At 67.1% G+C, this 14,042-nt stretch carries 17 protein-coding genes; 4 read left to right on the top strand and 13 right to left on the bottom strand.

All coding sequences use genetic code 11. The features are described from left to right. Positions 1-33: 33 nt before the first annotated feature. Genes G3I74_RS12055 through erpA form a run of 3 tightly spaced genes read right to left on the bottom strand, consistent with a single transcriptional unit; the run spans position 34 to position 2,587 of the window. Positions 34-1,320, bottom strand: a complete 1,287-nt coding sequence (locus tag G3I74_RS12055) for a metal-dependent hydrolase family protein (protein WP_164211862.1) — start codon at positions 1,318-1,320, stop codon at positions 34-36. Between the two features lie 49 nt (positions 1,321-1,369). Continuing rightward, positions 1,370-2,182 (bottom strand): hypothetical protein, encoded by an 813-nt coding sequence (locus tag G3I74_RS12050; protein WP_164211861.1) that lies wholly within the window; start codon positions 2,180-2,182, stop codon positions 1,370-1,372. A gap of 60 nt (positions 2,183-2,242) precedes the next feature. After that, entirely contained in the window at positions 2,243-2,587 is a 345-nt protein-coding gene (gene erpA / locus G3I74_RS12045) for an iron-sulfur cluster insertion protein ErpA (protein ID WP_164211860.1), read from the bottom strand. A 286-nt stretch (positions 2,588-2,873) separates the two neighbouring features. On the opposite strand from erpA, the gene G3I74_RS12040 reads away from it, so the two are divergent. Continuing rightward, positions 2,874-3,293, top strand: a complete 420-nt coding sequence (locus tag G3I74_RS12040; RefSeq protein WP_164211859.1) for a CopD family protein — start codon at positions 2,874-2,876, stop codon at positions 3,291-3,293. Positions 3,294-3,419: 126 nt separating this feature from the next. Here the strand turns inward: G3I74_RS12040 and nudE are convergent, their stop codons facing one another. From nudE to gspG, 10 genes are read right to left on the bottom strand one after another with little or no spacing between them, the layout of a single operon-like run. Beyond that, on the bottom strand, positions 3,420-3,986 hold the full coding sequence (gene nudE / locus G3I74_RS12035) for an ADP compounds hydrolase NudE (RefSeq protein WP_164211858.1): 567 nt from the start codon (positions 3,984-3,986) through the stop codon (positions 3,420-3,422). After that, a complete protein-coding gene (locus G3I74_RS12030) occupies positions 3,976-4,770 on the bottom strand; it encodes an inositol monophosphatase family protein (RefSeq protein WP_239056892.1) in 795 nt (264 codons plus the stop codon). Before G3I74_RS12030 ends, nudE begins: the two co-directional genes overlap by 11 nt. Positions 4,771-4,811: 41 nt before the next feature. Continuing rightward, positions 4,812-5,528, bottom strand: coding sequence for a type II secretion system protein N (gene gspN / locus G3I74_RS12025; protein ID WP_164211857.1), 717 nt, complete (start codon positions 5,526-5,528; stop codon positions 4,812-4,814). Further along, positions 5,521-6,006 carry a type II secretion system protein GspM gene (gene gspM, locus G3I74_RS12020; RefSeq protein WP_164211856.1) on the bottom strand — a complete coding sequence of 162 codons (486 nt, stop codon included), beginning with the start codon at positions 6,004-6,006 and terminating at the stop codon, positions 5,521-5,523. Before gspM ends, gspN begins: the two co-directional genes overlap by 8 nt. Then, positions 6,003-7,175 (bottom strand): type II secretion system protein GspL, encoded by a 1,173-nt coding sequence (gspL, locus tag G3I74_RS12015; protein ID WP_164211855.1) that lies wholly within the window; start codon positions 7,173-7,175, stop codon positions 6,003-6,005. Before gspL ends, gspM begins: the two co-directional genes overlap by 4 nt. A 35-nt stretch (positions 7,176-7,210) precedes the next feature. Beyond that, positions 7,211-8,131 (bottom strand): type II secretion system minor pseudopilin GspK, encoded by a 921-nt coding sequence (gspK, locus tag G3I74_RS12010; protein ID WP_164211854.1) that lies wholly within the window; start codon positions 8,129-8,131, stop codon positions 7,211-7,213. Next, positions 8,131-8,715: a type II secretion system minor pseudopilin GspJ gene (gene gspJ, locus G3I74_RS12005; RefSeq protein ID WP_164211853.1), complete on the bottom strand. Its 585-nt coding sequence runs from the start codon at positions 8,713-8,715 to the stop codon at positions 8,131-8,133. The genes gspK and gspJ overlap by 1 nt, the downstream gene beginning before the upstream one ends. After that, positions 8,712-9,104 carry a type II secretion system minor pseudopilin GspI gene (gene gspI, locus G3I74_RS12000; RefSeq protein WP_164211852.1) on the bottom strand — a complete coding sequence of 131 codons (393 nt, stop codon included), beginning with the start codon at positions 9,102-9,104 and terminating at the stop codon, positions 8,712-8,714. Before gspI ends, gspJ begins: the two co-directional genes overlap by 4 nt. 8 nt (positions 9,105-9,112) lie before the next feature. After that, positions 9,113-9,598 carry a GspH/FimT family pseudopilin gene (locus tag G3I74_RS11995; protein ID WP_164212139.1) on the bottom strand — a complete coding sequence of 162 codons (486 nt, stop codon included), beginning with the start codon at positions 9,596-9,598 and terminating at the stop codon, positions 9,113-9,115. After that, a complete protein-coding gene (gspG, locus tag G3I74_RS11990) occupies positions 9,595-10,047 on the bottom strand; it encodes a type II secretion system major pseudopilin GspG (protein ID WP_164211851.1) in 453 nt (150 codons plus the stop codon). The genes G3I74_RS11995 and gspG overlap by 4 nt, the downstream gene beginning before the upstream one ends. A gap of 98 nt (positions 10,048-10,145) precedes the next feature. Here gspG and G3I74_RS11985 point away from each other — a divergent pair, with 98 nt between their 5' ends. The 3 genes from G3I74_RS11985 (at position 10,146) to G3I74_RS11975 (ending at position 13,970) form a co-directional block, all read left to right on the top strand. Then, on the top strand, positions 10,146-10,877 hold the full coding sequence (locus tag G3I74_RS11985; protein ID WP_164211850.1) for a 16S rRNA (uracil(1498)-N(3))-methyltransferase: 732 nt from the start codon (positions 10,146-10,148) through the stop codon (positions 10,875-10,877). Continuing rightward, positions 10,874-11,809: a 50S ribosomal protein L11 methyltransferase gene (gene prmA, locus G3I74_RS11980; RefSeq protein ID WP_164211849.1), complete on the top strand. Its 936-nt coding sequence runs from the start codon at positions 10,874-10,876 to the stop codon at positions 11,807-11,809. The genes G3I74_RS11985 and prmA overlap by 4 nt, the downstream gene beginning before the upstream one ends. Positions 11,810-11,948: 139 nt before the next feature. Next, a complete protein-coding gene (locus tag G3I74_RS11975; RefSeq protein ID WP_164211848.1) occupies positions 11,949-13,970 on the top strand; it encodes a sodium-translocating pyrophosphatase in 2,022 nt (673 codons plus the stop codon). Positions 13,971-14,042 lie beyond the last annotated feature (72 nt).

Here is a 14,042-nt window from a genome sequence, read left to right as displayed (position 1 = left end):
ACCGTCCCCGGCCGCGCGAAGCCTAACAGAGCGTTATGGGGTCTTGTAGACGCCGCCCTCGCGCATGACGAAACGAACGTCCATCAGCGCCGCGACGTCGGCCAGCGGGTCACTGGGCACGGCAATCACGTCGGCCAGGTAGCCGGGGCGCAAACGTCCCAGATCGTCGGTCCGGCCCAGCAACTCGGCGGCCCGCAGCGTGGCCGAGCGCAGCGCATCGGCCGGCGACATGCCGGCCTCGACCATGTACTGAAACTCCAGCGCGTTGTCGCCGTGCGGGCACACGCCGCAGTCGGTGCCAAAGGCGATGCGCACGCCAGCGGCGTGGGCCCGGCCGAAGGTTTCCTGGATCAGGGGGCCGATCTCGGCCGCCTTGGCCGCCACCACCGGCGGGAAATAGCCGTCCACGACCGCCATGTTGGCCACGAAGCGACCGGCCGAGACGGTGGGCACGTACCAGGTCTGGTGCTCGATCATCAGATCAATGGTCTCATCGTCCATGTAGGTGCCGTGCTCGATGGAATGCACGCCGCCGCGAATGGCGCGCTGCATGCCCTCGGTGCCGTGGGCGTGGGCGGCCACGTGCATCTCGTAGTCGGCGGCAATCCGGACGATCTCGGCCACTTCGGCTTCGGTGAACTGCGGGTTCTGGCCGCTGCGGGCAACGCTCAAGACCCCGCCGGTGGCGGTGATCTTGATCAGGTCGGCGCCGTCCTTGTAGCGCTGGCGCACGGCCTTGCGCGCGTCGGCCGCGCCGTTGACCACGCCTTCGCGCGGGCCGGGATCGCCCATCAGGTCGCGGCGGTGGCCGTTGGTCGGATCGGCATGGCCGCCGGTGGTCGCCAGTGACTTGGCCGCCGTCACGATGCGCGGCCCCGGCACCATCCCTTCATCGATGGCGTCGCGCAGGGCGATGCTGGCGTTGTAGGCATCGCCCAGGTCGCGGATGGTGGTGAATCCGGCCTCCAGCGTGAGCTTCGCGTAGTGCGCCCCGCGCAGGGCGACGTCGGCCTCGTTGGCGGTAAAGCGGCGAAGATAGCTGTCGGGCGAGGACTGGCTGGTGATGTGGGTATGCATGTCCATCAAGCCCGGCAAACAAGTCAGCACCGACAGATCCAGGACCTCGGCGTCGTTCGGAGCTTCCGGCGAGCCGGTCCGGACCGACTCGATCTTGCCGTCCTCCACCACAATGGTGTGAGCGCCCAGCGTTCGACCCTCGTCGACATCGACCAGCGCCCCGCAGCGCAGCCAGGTCTGGTCGGCCAGCACCGGGCCGGCCGGCACGATGATCATCGCGAGCATCACCAGTTTCTTCAGCATCAGACGTTCCTTCGATCAACAACGAATCAGGGGACAAAAGCTTAGCGCATCATGATAGCCAGCCGGCAATCAGCAGCAGGCTCAGCACCACCAGCCAGATCAGCAGCATGCGCCAGACCAGGTGGTGACCAGCGGTGACACCGTCCTCGAAAGATGCCGCCGGGTCGATCATGACCGCAGCGACCTCATCAAGCACACCGTCCTGGAGCGACCAGGCAGAACGCCCGCTGACATGCATCCGCCAGGCCTGGCGGACCCGATCGAGATCGCCGCCCAGGCCGGCGCTGATCAGCATCAGGGCCAGTACCGGCCAATCCAGGATTGCCCGCAGGCGCAGCAGCCAGGAGGCCTGCCCGGGGGACAAACCCGGCAGATTCAGGCTGAGCCGTGTCAGCCGATACAGCAAGGCCCCGGCGATGCCGAGTACAACGAACCACAACAGGGTCCCGAACCACCGTGCCTGGGCCGCGTGGAAGACACCGGCTGCCGCCTCCCGGGGACCGGCTTCAGGCTGAATTCGCATCAGCCGGCGGGCCTTGAGATGGCGCGGATCGCTCCTGGCGGCCAACAGCGACTGGACGTCGCGGTCCAGATCGCGCGGCCCGAGGGTGTAGACGAACACGCAAAGGGCCAGCAGGAACCAGCCCGGCGATCCCAGTAACGCGACGGCCAGGGCACCTGCCCCGAGCGACAGGCCCAGTGAAAGCACGATGACGGCAAGCGCGGGTTCCCACTCGCGCCCACCCGGCCGGCTCCGGATCGGGCCCATCAAGCCGGTGAACCAGTCGAAGCTGCGCCAGCGGGCGATCGGATAAACCAGATGGCTGAGCAGCATGCCCAGCAGAACGATCAGGATGGTCACGGAGCGGACTTTGACGCCGCCGGTGGAAATGGCGGCATCCAGCGCCGGCCGCGCATGGGATCAGGCGATCCCGAAAGAAGAACCGCAGCCGCAGGTGGTCGCCGCATTCGGATTGCGAATGACAAAGCGCGCGCCCTGGAGACTTTCGCTGTAGTCGATTTCAGCCCCTTCCAGGTATTGGAAGCTGAGTGGATCGACAACCAGCGTGACATCGTTACGGGTGACCGACACGTCGCCTTCATCGACGGCTTCATCGAAGCTGAAGCCGTACTGGAAGCCGGAGCAGCCGCCCCCGGTGATGTAGACCCGAAGCTTGAGCGCCGGATTGGCTTCTTCGAGAATCAGTTCGCGGACCTTGGTCGCAGCGGCCTCGGTGAACACAAGCGGTGGTGCTTCGGAGTTCATGCTGATGATGGGTGCCTATTGAGTACCGAATTCGTCCTCAATATACCATCGCGGACCCATCAAAAAAAAGCGGCCGCTTACTGGCCGCTTCAATCGTGATGCCCCAAACCGGATGAGTCGCGCACTTGTGAATATGAGCAATCCGTGATGTTGGATTTTCATGAATTTTTTGTAACGTGCGAGTCTGTTATACCGCGCCGGATCCGCGATCGTCAAGTTGTATTCCCCTCGCGCTTGCCGGAGAATGCCGGCCTGACAATGAACCTGTCGATCCAAGGGAGCTGCCATGCGCTGGCTTGAAGCGTTCCATATCATCTTCGTCGTGACCTGGTTTGCCGGCCTGTTTTATCTTCCGCGGCTGTTCGTCTATGCCGCCGAAAATCCGCGTCCGCCGACCATCGATCTGCTCAAGATCATGCAGCGGCGGCTGCTCATGATCACTCACATCGGCGGGGCGCTCGCCGTCATTCTCGGGCTGAGTCTGCTGATTGCCCAGCCCTGGCACCTGGCGTCCGGCGGCTGGATGCACGTAAAGCTGGCCCTGGTTGCCGGCCTGGTCGCTTACCACCTGTGGTGCTGGCGCCTGGTCGGGGTTTTTGTGCGCGACGCCAACCCGCACAGTTCGCACTGGTATCGCCTGTTCAACGAAGTACCCGCGCTGTTCCTTGTGCTGGTTGTCATCCTTGTAGTGGTCAAACCGTTCTAGGGAACCTCTGAACAAGTCTACGAGGGCGCGACGGCGCCTTTGCGGGAGCCTCCGGCTCGGCTTGGGTGCGCGCAGTTTGGTTATTCCAAATAAGCGCGCGCAAACGAGGCGCAGCCCCGGCCGGCTTCAAATCCGGTCGCGCTCGATCAGGTCACGCGCCATGTACAGCGCCGCAATGCTGCGCCCCTCGCTGCAGTCCTCGCGCTGGATGAGGGTCACCAGGTCATCCATGGGCCAGGTCAGCACCTGCAGCTCCTCGGGTTCGTCGCCGGGCAGACGTGAGGGATATAAATCACGCGCCAGCACAACCTGGGTCGCGTGGGTCATATAGCCCGGGGCCATGGTCAGCTCGCCGAGGCTGACGAGTTCGCGCGCGCCGAAACCGCATTCTTCCTGCAGTTCGCGGTTGGCGCCTTCGACAGCGCTTTCTCCGGCTTCCAGTCGTCCCTTGGGCAGGCACAGCTCGAAGCGATGGAATCCGCAGGCGTACTCCCGAATCAGGAGCACGTTCGCCGGATCCGGCATAGCCACCACGATGACGCCGCCGAGGCCCCGGCTGACCAGGCGCTCGTAGGTGCGGCACTCACCGTTGGAAAACTCCAGGTCGAGCTGCTCAACCTTGAACAACTTGGCCGGCCGGCGCTCGCGCCGAGCGTGAATGACCGGCAACGGACGATCGGGTTCAAGCGTCATGAAACAAGGATAGCAGCTGGTCATGCAGGTTCGGGCCGGCCGCCAGGATCGAGGTGGTCGCCAGATCAATCGACCGACCCTTCAGATCCGTGACCCGCGCCCCGGCCTCGCGGCAGATCACGGTCAGCGCGGCAATGTCGAGGATGTTGACGTCGCTTTCGATGACCGCGTCCTGGCCGCCGTCAGCGAGACGATGATAGGAATAGAAATCGCCGTAGCCCCGGCTGCGGGCAGCCCGGGCCACCAGTTGTCCGGCCACGCCCCAGCCCTCGCCGCCGGCCAGGCTGCGCAGGTTGCCGAAAGACAGATCGGCTTCCTCGATGCGCGCCACCTCCCGAACCCGGGCGGGTCGGTCATTGACGAATGCCGCACCGCCCGACAGCGCCCAGGCCGTCTCGCCGAAGGCCGGTGCGGAAGAAACGCCGAGCATCAGTTCGCCATCGATCATGAGGCCAATTTGCACCGACCAGAACGGCAGACCGCGAATGAAGCTGCGCGTACCGTCGATCGGATCGACCAGCCAAAGGCAACGGCTTTCGCCTTCGTGGCCGTACTCCTCGCCGAACACGGCATGCTCGGGAAAGGCTTGCCGCAGGGTCTCCCGGATGGCCTCTTCGCAGTGACGATCCGCGACCGTGACCGGGCTGGCATCGGACTTGCGCTCGACCGCCAGGTTGGCGGTCTGGAAATAACTCATGGCGATGCCGTCGGCGCGGGCTGCGGCCTGCCGCGCCACGCTCAGGGCACGTTCCAGGTCAACCATCTGGGTCGGCGTCTCGGACATTGGGTTCAGTTTAACGGATGGCCACAACAACGCGGGTTGAACTACAGTCCGGTGCGACCGCCGATGCGCAGGCGGACCTGGCCATCGGGCTGGAGCTCACCGATATCGGCCAGCGCCGCCGTCAGCTCGGGCCGGCCAGCGGCCGCGCGCAACCACAGGTCCGCATCGTAGCGGGAGGCCTGAAAGCTGATCGAGCCGCGAACCTGCACCGAGGCCGGCTGAAGCGAACGGATCTCAAGCCGCAACGCCTCGTCAACGTTTTCGGCCAGGATCTCGATCTCACCCAGGGGTTCCTGGATCGAGCCGGCCAGGCCGGCCTGACGCCACACGACTTTTCCCGCGGCCTGCGGTGCGCGGCCTGCGGCAAGCACCGCGTCGGTCAGCGCCAGGTCCAGCCAGCCGACCGGCCGGGCAATCTGCAGCCAGTGGATCAGGTCCAGTCGATCCAGATCCAGACGACCATGAATCTCCGGCAGGCGCGCTTTTGATCCCGGCTGCCAGCGACCCTCCAGCGCCGTTTGACCCCCGCTGGCCTGCCAGTGCCAGTGGCGGCCGCCGCGCCAGCGCCATTTCAGCGCCAGCGGCTGCCGGCCGGTCTGTCGCCACTGGGCGGTGCCCGACCAGACCGTGCCCCGTATCTGCGTCAATCCGGGCGGCAGGTCCAGCCGTGGCGCCAGCAGTGCGGCCGGCAGGGTCACGGCCACCAGCACCAGAAGGACCAGAAATCCCGGCAGCAGCAGCCAGATGCGTTTACCCATCTGCAGCCAGGGTGGCCCGAACGTTGACCTGGCCGGCGCCGCTCCCGCGCTCGAGATCCAGTTGATCGACCACGACCGGATGCCCGGCCGCAAGCTGTTCCAGCCACTGCATGGTCGCCAGAAACTCGGCGCCATCCAGCCAGACCCTGACCCGGTCATCTCCGGCCGGCTCGATTCGCGACAGCGAGCCGGCCAGCCCGGCCGCGCGCGCGGTTTCATCGGCCAGGCCGAGCAGCGAGCGCGGCGATTCCTCACGGCCACGGTCGGCGCGGCGGCGAAGCTCGGCGGCCATGGGCGCGACCGCATCCAGCCAGCTCAAAAGCGCCTGCTGGGCGGCGACGCGATCGCGCCGCTGTTCACGCGCCTCGGCCAGCGGCTCCCACAGGCCGACGAACAGCAGCGCCGCGACCAGGGTTGCTACGGCCAGCAGTATCAGCCCCCGCTGACGGGCATTGAGACGATCCCAGGATTCCCTCATCGGCCAGCACCTGCAACGCGGATGCGGCCGCTGGCGCCGTCGTCGTCGAGACTGGCTGATTGCACGCTGGCGACCAGGTCAAGCGCCCGCAATCGTTGCTCGAACTCATCCAGCGCCGCCACGTCGGGCGCCCGCACGTCGAGCTCCAGGCGGTCATCCCGATAGCTCAGACCGCGCAGCGAAACCCCGGACTGGCCGGACAGCACCGGACCGACGCGATACATCAGCTCCAGCAACCCGGCGGACTGACCGAAGCGCAGTCGGGCCAGTTCGCGTTCGGCCAGCTCGCGATGACGGCCGGCCGCGCGCACGCCCGGAAAAGCCTCGGCAAAGCGTTCCTCGATCGCCCCTTGCAGTTGCGTGCTGCGTGCTTCGAGCAATTGGTTTTCCAGGCCCAGCGCCGCCAGGGCAAGAACCACGACCCCGCCGGCCAGCGCGGCGGCGGTGCGCCAGTGACGGCTGGCTGTTCGGCTCGAGCTCGGCGTCCAGCGTCCGGCCAGCAGATTGACCGGCGCCGCCCGCAGCCCGTCGGCAAGAACCGCCATCAAACCGTGGTCAATTTCAGGTGCGGCACGCACTCTATCGGCCAGAACGCCCGGAATTTCGCCGCCGTACCACCGCCACTCGGCATCCGGCTCGGCCACCGGTTCGAGCAGATCCGCTGCCAGGCCGGCATCCAGCCGCCCGAACGCCCATTCGCCCCAGCGGGCCATCACCTGCTCATCCTGGCCCGCCAGGCTGACCTGTCCCGGCGTCCAGGGCAGGCAGAGCGCGTCAGGGCAGAGCTGTTCGACGGCCTGACCGGACAGCGGCTGCAGCACCGATTCCATATCTGCATGCGAGATGACCACGCAGCGCAAACGACCCTCGGCATCGCGGCCGGCAGCCACCACGTGCTCTTCCTCTGCCGATCCGGCCAGATGCTCTTCGGCCGCCCAGCGCAGCGCCTGCTGCAGCCGGGTCGCCGACATCTCGGGCAGATCCAGCGCCAGGGCGGTACAGCGGCCGGCATCGCACAGCACGTGCACCGGCAGCCCCGCCGGCCAGTCCGGTTGGTCCGGCGCACAGACTCCGCTGGACGTCAGGCCGGCGGACGCATCCGCCACCGCCCAGCGCCAGCGCTCGCCGGCAGCGTGGATGAGCAACCTGGATTGACCGCTACCGGCCATGCGCCTACCCCGTTGAAGGTCGAATGAATCGCCAGTCAGAGCAGCCCCTGACTGGCGTAGCGGAAATCATAACCCGCGCCGTCCAGCGTCATCAGCCGGAAGAAATCGCGCTCGATCTCCTCCAGCACCACCCGCGCCTGGGCAAGGTACCACTCGCTGGAGACGAGCAGCTCGCGCTCGACGTCCGGCGTCAGCAATCCGGCCAGAAGCGGATGCGCGCTCAACTGGGCCGGATCGGTAAAAGGGCCGTCGGCCAGCACGCGCCGCGCCGACTCGACGTCCAGGCCCTCGACCAGAACCGACAACACTTCTGCTGAAGTGCTATTGACGTTGACCCGCAGCCGGGGGTCGGGCAAGGCCGTCACGTGCGGCAAGAGGACCTCATAGACGCCTGAATCGACGCTGCGCAGCCAGCGCAGCTCGCTGACATGGGCCAGCGGCAGCCCGGACATCCGGTAGGCTGGCTGCTGGGCGGCATACCAGAAATCGCCGACGCTGCCGGAGCGGATCGCGGCATCCCCCTCGATCCAGTCGGCCAGCTCGGCAGCCACGGCCGGCGGCTGGCCAAGCACCTCGAGCAGACGCTCCAGCCGGCGCTCGGCGCGCCTGGCCAGGGCGCCATCCGGGCTGGCCAGGGCATTGAGATTGAAGCGCCCCTGCTGGTCCAGCAAACGGCCCCGGACCTGCCCGCCGGGGACGTCGTACGGCGGTGTCCAGGCCCCGTCGGCCAGCGCGGCATCCAGGCCCTCGGCGCGAGCGCGGGTCATCATCCGCGCCACCAGCGCTTCCATCGCCAGCGCGTACTGGTATGAGCGCTCGCCGCTGATCAGCGCCTCGGTCCGCGCCATCGCGCGCTGGGCGCGCTCGAGCAGCCCCACCGCCAGCACGGTGGCCAGCGCCACCGCCACCAGGGCGATGAGCAAAGCGCTGCCGCGCTGCCGAAACCGCTGAACCATCACAACACCACGATCCGCTCGATGACCCCGAAGCGTGCCGTGCGGAGGCGATATCGAACCGCCGACGGCAGTGCTTCCAGGGCTGCCTCAGGCGGCCACTGATCCAGCCAGCGATCGTCCTCGCTGCGGTATTCCAGCTCGAAGCCGTCGACCGCGTCCAGCACCGTCTCGGTCTGCCGGGCGCCGGCGCCGGCCGGGTCGGTGACCGGGTGGAACTGTCGTACCAGCCCTTCACCCTGCCGCTGCCATCCGAATCGCTGCAGCTGGCTGCGGCGCTGGTCGCCAAGATTGGCCCAGCCGGCGCGCGTGGCTTCGAAGCGGTCGCGCTGCCCGTCCAAGGCCGGGGCCAGCCCTTCGTCGAACCGGCGCACCGGTCGGCTGACCAGCTGGCGCAGATCGGCTTCCAGGCGCGTCACGGACAACTGCAGTGCCGCCAGCTCCTGGCTACGCTCGCGCTGCACGAACGCAGCCTCCGATAGCGCGGACAGCGCCAGGTAGACGCTGCCGGCGAGAACGGCGAACACGCTGACCGCGATCAGCACCTCAATCAGCGTGTAACCGCGAGGAAGCGAGGAAGGTGTCATCGCGGCACAAACCCGGTGTGGGTCAGGATGGGCGTCGATCGGTTCGATTCGCGATACACCGCAACGTCAACGCGCATGAGTTCGTCACCGGGCGCGGGCTGAATCAGCGCCTGCCAGCTCCAGTCCCGCTCGCCCATGCGGCGCTGGCCCTGGCGCCGCCCCGCCGTGCTCACCCCTTCCAGGCGAATCTCGGCCAGCACGTTGTCGGCCACCCAAAGCGCAAGGGTGCGTTGTTCGAGGCTGGCCTGGGCCGTAAGCGCCTGGGAGCCGGCGCGCGCCAGGGCCGCCAGCGCCACGGCCACGATCACCAGCGCCACCAGCACCTCCAGCAGGGTGAAACCGCTGCAAAAGGGCTGCTTGCGGCCGCGGATTGCACGGAAGACAGACACGCGCGAACTCAGCCAGTTCGCAGCTGCTGTTGTCCGCGGCCGGAAACCGTCAGCCGGGCCCGTTCCTGGCCCGAACGCAGCTCCAGCTCAAACGGCGTCACCTCGCCCAGGGGCTGGCACAGGATCTGGGGCAGATCGATCGCGTCTTCCAGCGCCCGGCGCCGGCCTTCGACGAACAACCTGGGCTCGACCTCGCCGTGCCAGGCGCGCTGCCGGTTAATCCCCGACGACGACAACTCGACCCAGCCGGCCGATCCGGCCTGCCAGAAATCGAAGCCGGACGGGGTCACCCGGATGCCGCGCGGGCGCGATTGAAACAGGGCCTGCTCGCACTGCAGTTCCAGCAGCGCCGCCATGCGGGCCAGCTGCCGCTCGGGATCATCCGGCGAAGACCAGCGCCCCAGGCCCAGCACCACCAGGCTGGCCAGGACCGCGCCGATGGTGACCACCACCAGCAATTCGATCAGGGTAAATCCCCGGATCCCCGCTTTCATTCATCGCCCCAGTTACCGATCTCCGCGTTGATGCCGTCGCCGCCCGACATGCCGTTGGCGCCGAAGGTCCAGACGTCGAACTCGCCGCGCACGCCCGGATACAGGTACTGGTAGTCGCGACCCCAGGGATCGCGCGGTACCCGGTCGAGGTAGCCGCCGGGGCGCCAGTTGGGCGCTTCCGGCTGGCCGGCCGGCTGGCGGACCAGCGCCTCCAGACCCTGCTCGGTCGACGGATAGACGAAGTTGTCGAGGCGGTACATGTTCAGTGCGGTCACCAGCGCCTGGATATCCTGCTTGGCCTTGGTCACCCGGGCCCGATCCGGCTCGTCCATCACCCGCGGGACCACGACGGCGGCGAGGATGCCGATGATGACCACCACCACCAGGATTTCGATCAGGGAAAAGCCCCGCACCGGGGCCGGACTGCGGACTGCGGACTCAGACTGCATTGACGTACACTCCGGGCTCGAACGCGTTCATTCAGACAGGCTCTACATCATACGCGCATGAAGAATCCGGGCAATCGCCGCCAGACACGGCCGCGCTGATGCGAACCATCCGCGTCCATCTCGATCAGTCGCTCGCCGAAGAGACGGAAATAACCTTGCCGGCGGCCGCCGCACGCCACCTGACTCGCGTCCTGCGGCTGCGCGCCGGCGCCCGAATCCAGGTCTTCAACGGAGACGGGCGCGAGTTCCCGGCCGAGATCGTCGACACGGGCACGCGCCAGCACTGCCGGATTCGCCTCGACCAGGCCGAGCGACCAGACGTGGAGTCTGCGATCGAGGTCACCCTGGTTCAGGCCATCGGCCGCGGCGAGCGCATGGACTGGTGCATTCAGAAATCGACCGAGCTGGGCGTCGCCCGCATACAGCCGGTCTTTTCCGAACGCACCGAGGTCCGACTCGACGGCCAGCGCGCCGAGCGCCGGCAGGCGCACTGGCAACAGGTCGCGGTTTCGGCGGCCGAGCAGAGCGGGCGGGTCCGTATTCCGCGCATCGATGCGCCGGTCTCGCTGCAAGACATCTCTAACGCGCCCGGCCTGAACCTGGTGCTGGATCCACAGGGATCGCATAGCCCAGCCGACCTCCTCGCGCCGCCATCGCCAAGCTTCAGCGTCGTCATCGGGCCGGAGGGTGGGCTGAGCGCAGACGAACTGCGCGGCCTCGAGCAGCGCGGATACAAAAGGCTTCGCCTGGGCGCGCGCATTCTGCGCACCGAGACCGCCGGCCCGGCCATTCTCGCCCTGCTGCAGACGCGCTTCGGGGACTGGTCATGACGGAAGAGCCATCGCAAAGCTGGCTGAACCTCCAGGTCACTGTCGGTGCCGAGGAAATCGATGAGGCCGAACAGACGCTGTTCGATCTGGGCGCGGTGTCGATCAGCCTGCTGGATGCCGCCGACCACCCGCTGCACGAGCCGGGGCCGGGCGAAATGCCGGTCTGGCCAAAGGTTGTGGTCCAGGCCCTGCTGCCGGGCTCGGTTTCGCGGGCCTTGGTCACCGATGCTTTGCTGAAAACCGGCCTGATCGATGCCGCTACCGCGCTGGCGTGGTCCGATCTGGTTGATCGCGACTGGACCCGGGCGTGGATGGACCGCTACCGGCCGATGCAGTTTGGTCACGGCCTGTGGATCTGCCCCAGCCACGTCGATCCCGACCCCGCATGGCCGCTGGTGATCAAGCTCGACCCCGGCCTGGCCTTCGGCAGCGGCACCCATCCGACCACCGCGCTGTGCCTGGAGTGGATCGCCGCGCTGGAACCAGACATCGAGCGGGTGATCGACTTCGGCTGCGGCTCGGGCGTGCTGGCGATCGCCGCGGCGCTAAAGGGCGCGCGCGAGGTGATCGCGATCGATCACGACCCGCAGGCCTTGAGCGCCACCCTGGAAAACGCCCGCCGCAACGCTGTGGCCGACCGGATCACGGCGATCGCTCCGCTGGCTCTGAACGATCGCATGGCTCGCGGCGAGACCGCGCAGCTGGTTGTAGCCAACATCCTCGCCCGTCCTTTAATCGACCTGGCACCCACGCTGGCCCACCGGGTTGAGCCCGGCGGCGCGCTGGTCCTGTCGGGCATCCTCCCCGAGCAGGCCGAGGCGGTGGCCGAGGCCTACCGTTCGCTGGATCCGCAGCCCACGATCACCCAGCGCGACGGCTGGGTCCGGATCGTTTGCCGGGCATACAGCCGGCCCCATCCGCGGACGGTTTGAGGCCGACCGCTCAAAAAGCCGATTTGCCCTCGGCTCGCAATGTTTCTACAATTGGGCGGCTATGCGGCCCTCGAACCGAGACAGCCGCCCGGGGTTCCACCACACAATCCAACTACCTGCCTGATTTCTGGGAGAAAAAATGAATCAGTTAATGATCCCCCCCATCCTCGGGGTTGTCGGCCTGATCGTCGCCTTCATCCTCTATCGCATCGTCATGAGCTACCCGGTCATGGAGGGCAAGCCGGCCAAGATCGCCAAGCTGATTCAGCAGGGCGCCCTGGCCTTCATGCGGCGCGAGCTGATCCTGATCGGACTTTCCGTCGCCGTCATCTTCGTCGCCCTGTCGTTTTCCGGGCTGGGCATCCAGACGGGTATCTCCTTCCTGGTCGGCGCGATCGCTTCGGCCCTGGCCGGGTTCCTGGGCATGATCGCCGCGACCCGCGCCAACGTGCGCACCACCTCGGCAGCGCATGAGTTCGGCCAGGCCAAGGCGCTTACAGTCGCCTTCTACGGCGGCTCGGTCATGGGCATGGTGCTGGCCTCGCTGGGGCTGGTCGGGCTGGGATCGCTCTACCTGATCTTCGGCACCGACCCGGAGACCGCGCACAACATCCACGGCTTCGGCATGGGCGCCGGCGTGGTCGCCCTGTTCTACCGTGTCGGCGGCGGCATCTTCACCAAGGCCGCCGACGTCGGCGCCGACCTGGTCGGCAAGGTCGAGGCCGGCATCCCGGAAGACGACCCGCGCAACCCCGGCGTGATCGCCGACAACGTCGGTGACAACGTCGGCGACGTCGCCGGCATGGGCTCGGACATTTTCGAGTCGTACTGCGGCGCGATGATCGCGACGGTCGCGCTGGCCACCGTCATGGTCCAGCAGTCGGCCACCGGTTTCGTCGAAGGCCTGGGCGAAGGCTCGGCGCTGATGAGCCTGCCCCTGCTGCTGTCTTCGCTGGGCCTGGTGTGCTCCATCCTCGCCATCCTGGTGGTGCGCTCCTCGTCGAGCAAGAGCCCGGAAGTGGCACTGCGCCTGGGCACCATGTCGGCCGCCATCGGCTTCGTCATCCTGGCCTTCTTCCTGATCCGCTTCGTCGGTGTGGACACCGGGGTCTGGTTTGCCGCCCTGGCCGGCGCCGTCGGCGGCGTCATCATCGGACTGTCGACCGAGTACTACACCGCCGGCAAGCCGGTGCGCGAGATCGCCCGCGCCGGCGAGACCGGCTCGGCCACGGTCATCATCGCCGGCCTGGCCACCGGCATGCAGTCGGTGGTCATCCCGATCCTGACCATCTGCACCATGATCTTCATCGCCAACGCCAACGCCGAGCTCTACGGGGTCGGTATCGCGGCGGTGTCCATGCTCGCCACGGTTGGCATGACCATGGCCATCGACGCCTATGGCCCGGTCGCCGACAACGCCGGCGGCATTGCCGAAATGGCCGGCCTGGGCGAAGACACCCGCAAGATCACCGACTCGCTCGACGAGCTGGGCAACACCACCGCCGCGATCGGCAAGGGCTTTGCGATCGGTGCTGCCGCACTGGCCGCCCTGACCATCATCTCGGCCTACATCGCCGAAGTTGCCCATCGCATTCCCGATTTTACCCTGGAAATCTCGGACCCGAACGTACTGATCGGCATGTTCATCGGCGGGGTGTTCCCGTTCCTGGTGGCCGCTATCACCATGACCGCGGTCGGTAACGCCGCGTTCGAAATGATTCAGGAAATCCGGCGCCAGTTCCGCGAAATCCCCGGTCTGCTCGAAGGCACGGCCGAACCCGATGCCGCGCGCTGCGTCGATATCGCCACCACCTCGGCGATCAAGCGCATGATGCTGCCGGCCTCGCTGGCCGTGCTCGGCCCGGTCGTGGTCGGCTTCGGCATGGGCGCCGAGGCGCTGGGCGGTATGCTCGGCGGCGCCCTGCTCGGCTGCGTGCTGCTGGCCCTGACCATGGCCAACGCCGGCGGTGCCTGGGACAACGCCAAAAAGCACGTCGAGAAAGGCAACTTCGGCGGCAAGGGCTCGGAAGCCCACAAGGCCAACGTGGTCGGCGACACCGTGGGCGACCCGCTCAAGGACACCTCGGGCCCGTCGATGAACATCCTCATCAACGTCATGGCCATCGTCAGCCTGGTGATTGCGCCGCTGCTGGGTCAGTAACCCCGATAAACCAAAGCACCACGAAAAACGCGGCCCTCAGTGGCCGCGTTTTTCGTTTCAGCCAAAGAAAAA

Origin of the sequence: Wenzhouxiangella limi (genome assembly GCF_010499265.1) — a bacterium.
GTDB lineage: Bacteria > Pseudomonadota > Gammaproteobacteria > Xanthomonadales > Wenzhouxiangellaceae > Wenzhouxiangella > Wenzhouxiangella limi.
Note: the sequence above shows the minus strand (reverse complement) of the source record. Positions and strands in the feature narration are given on the sequence as shown.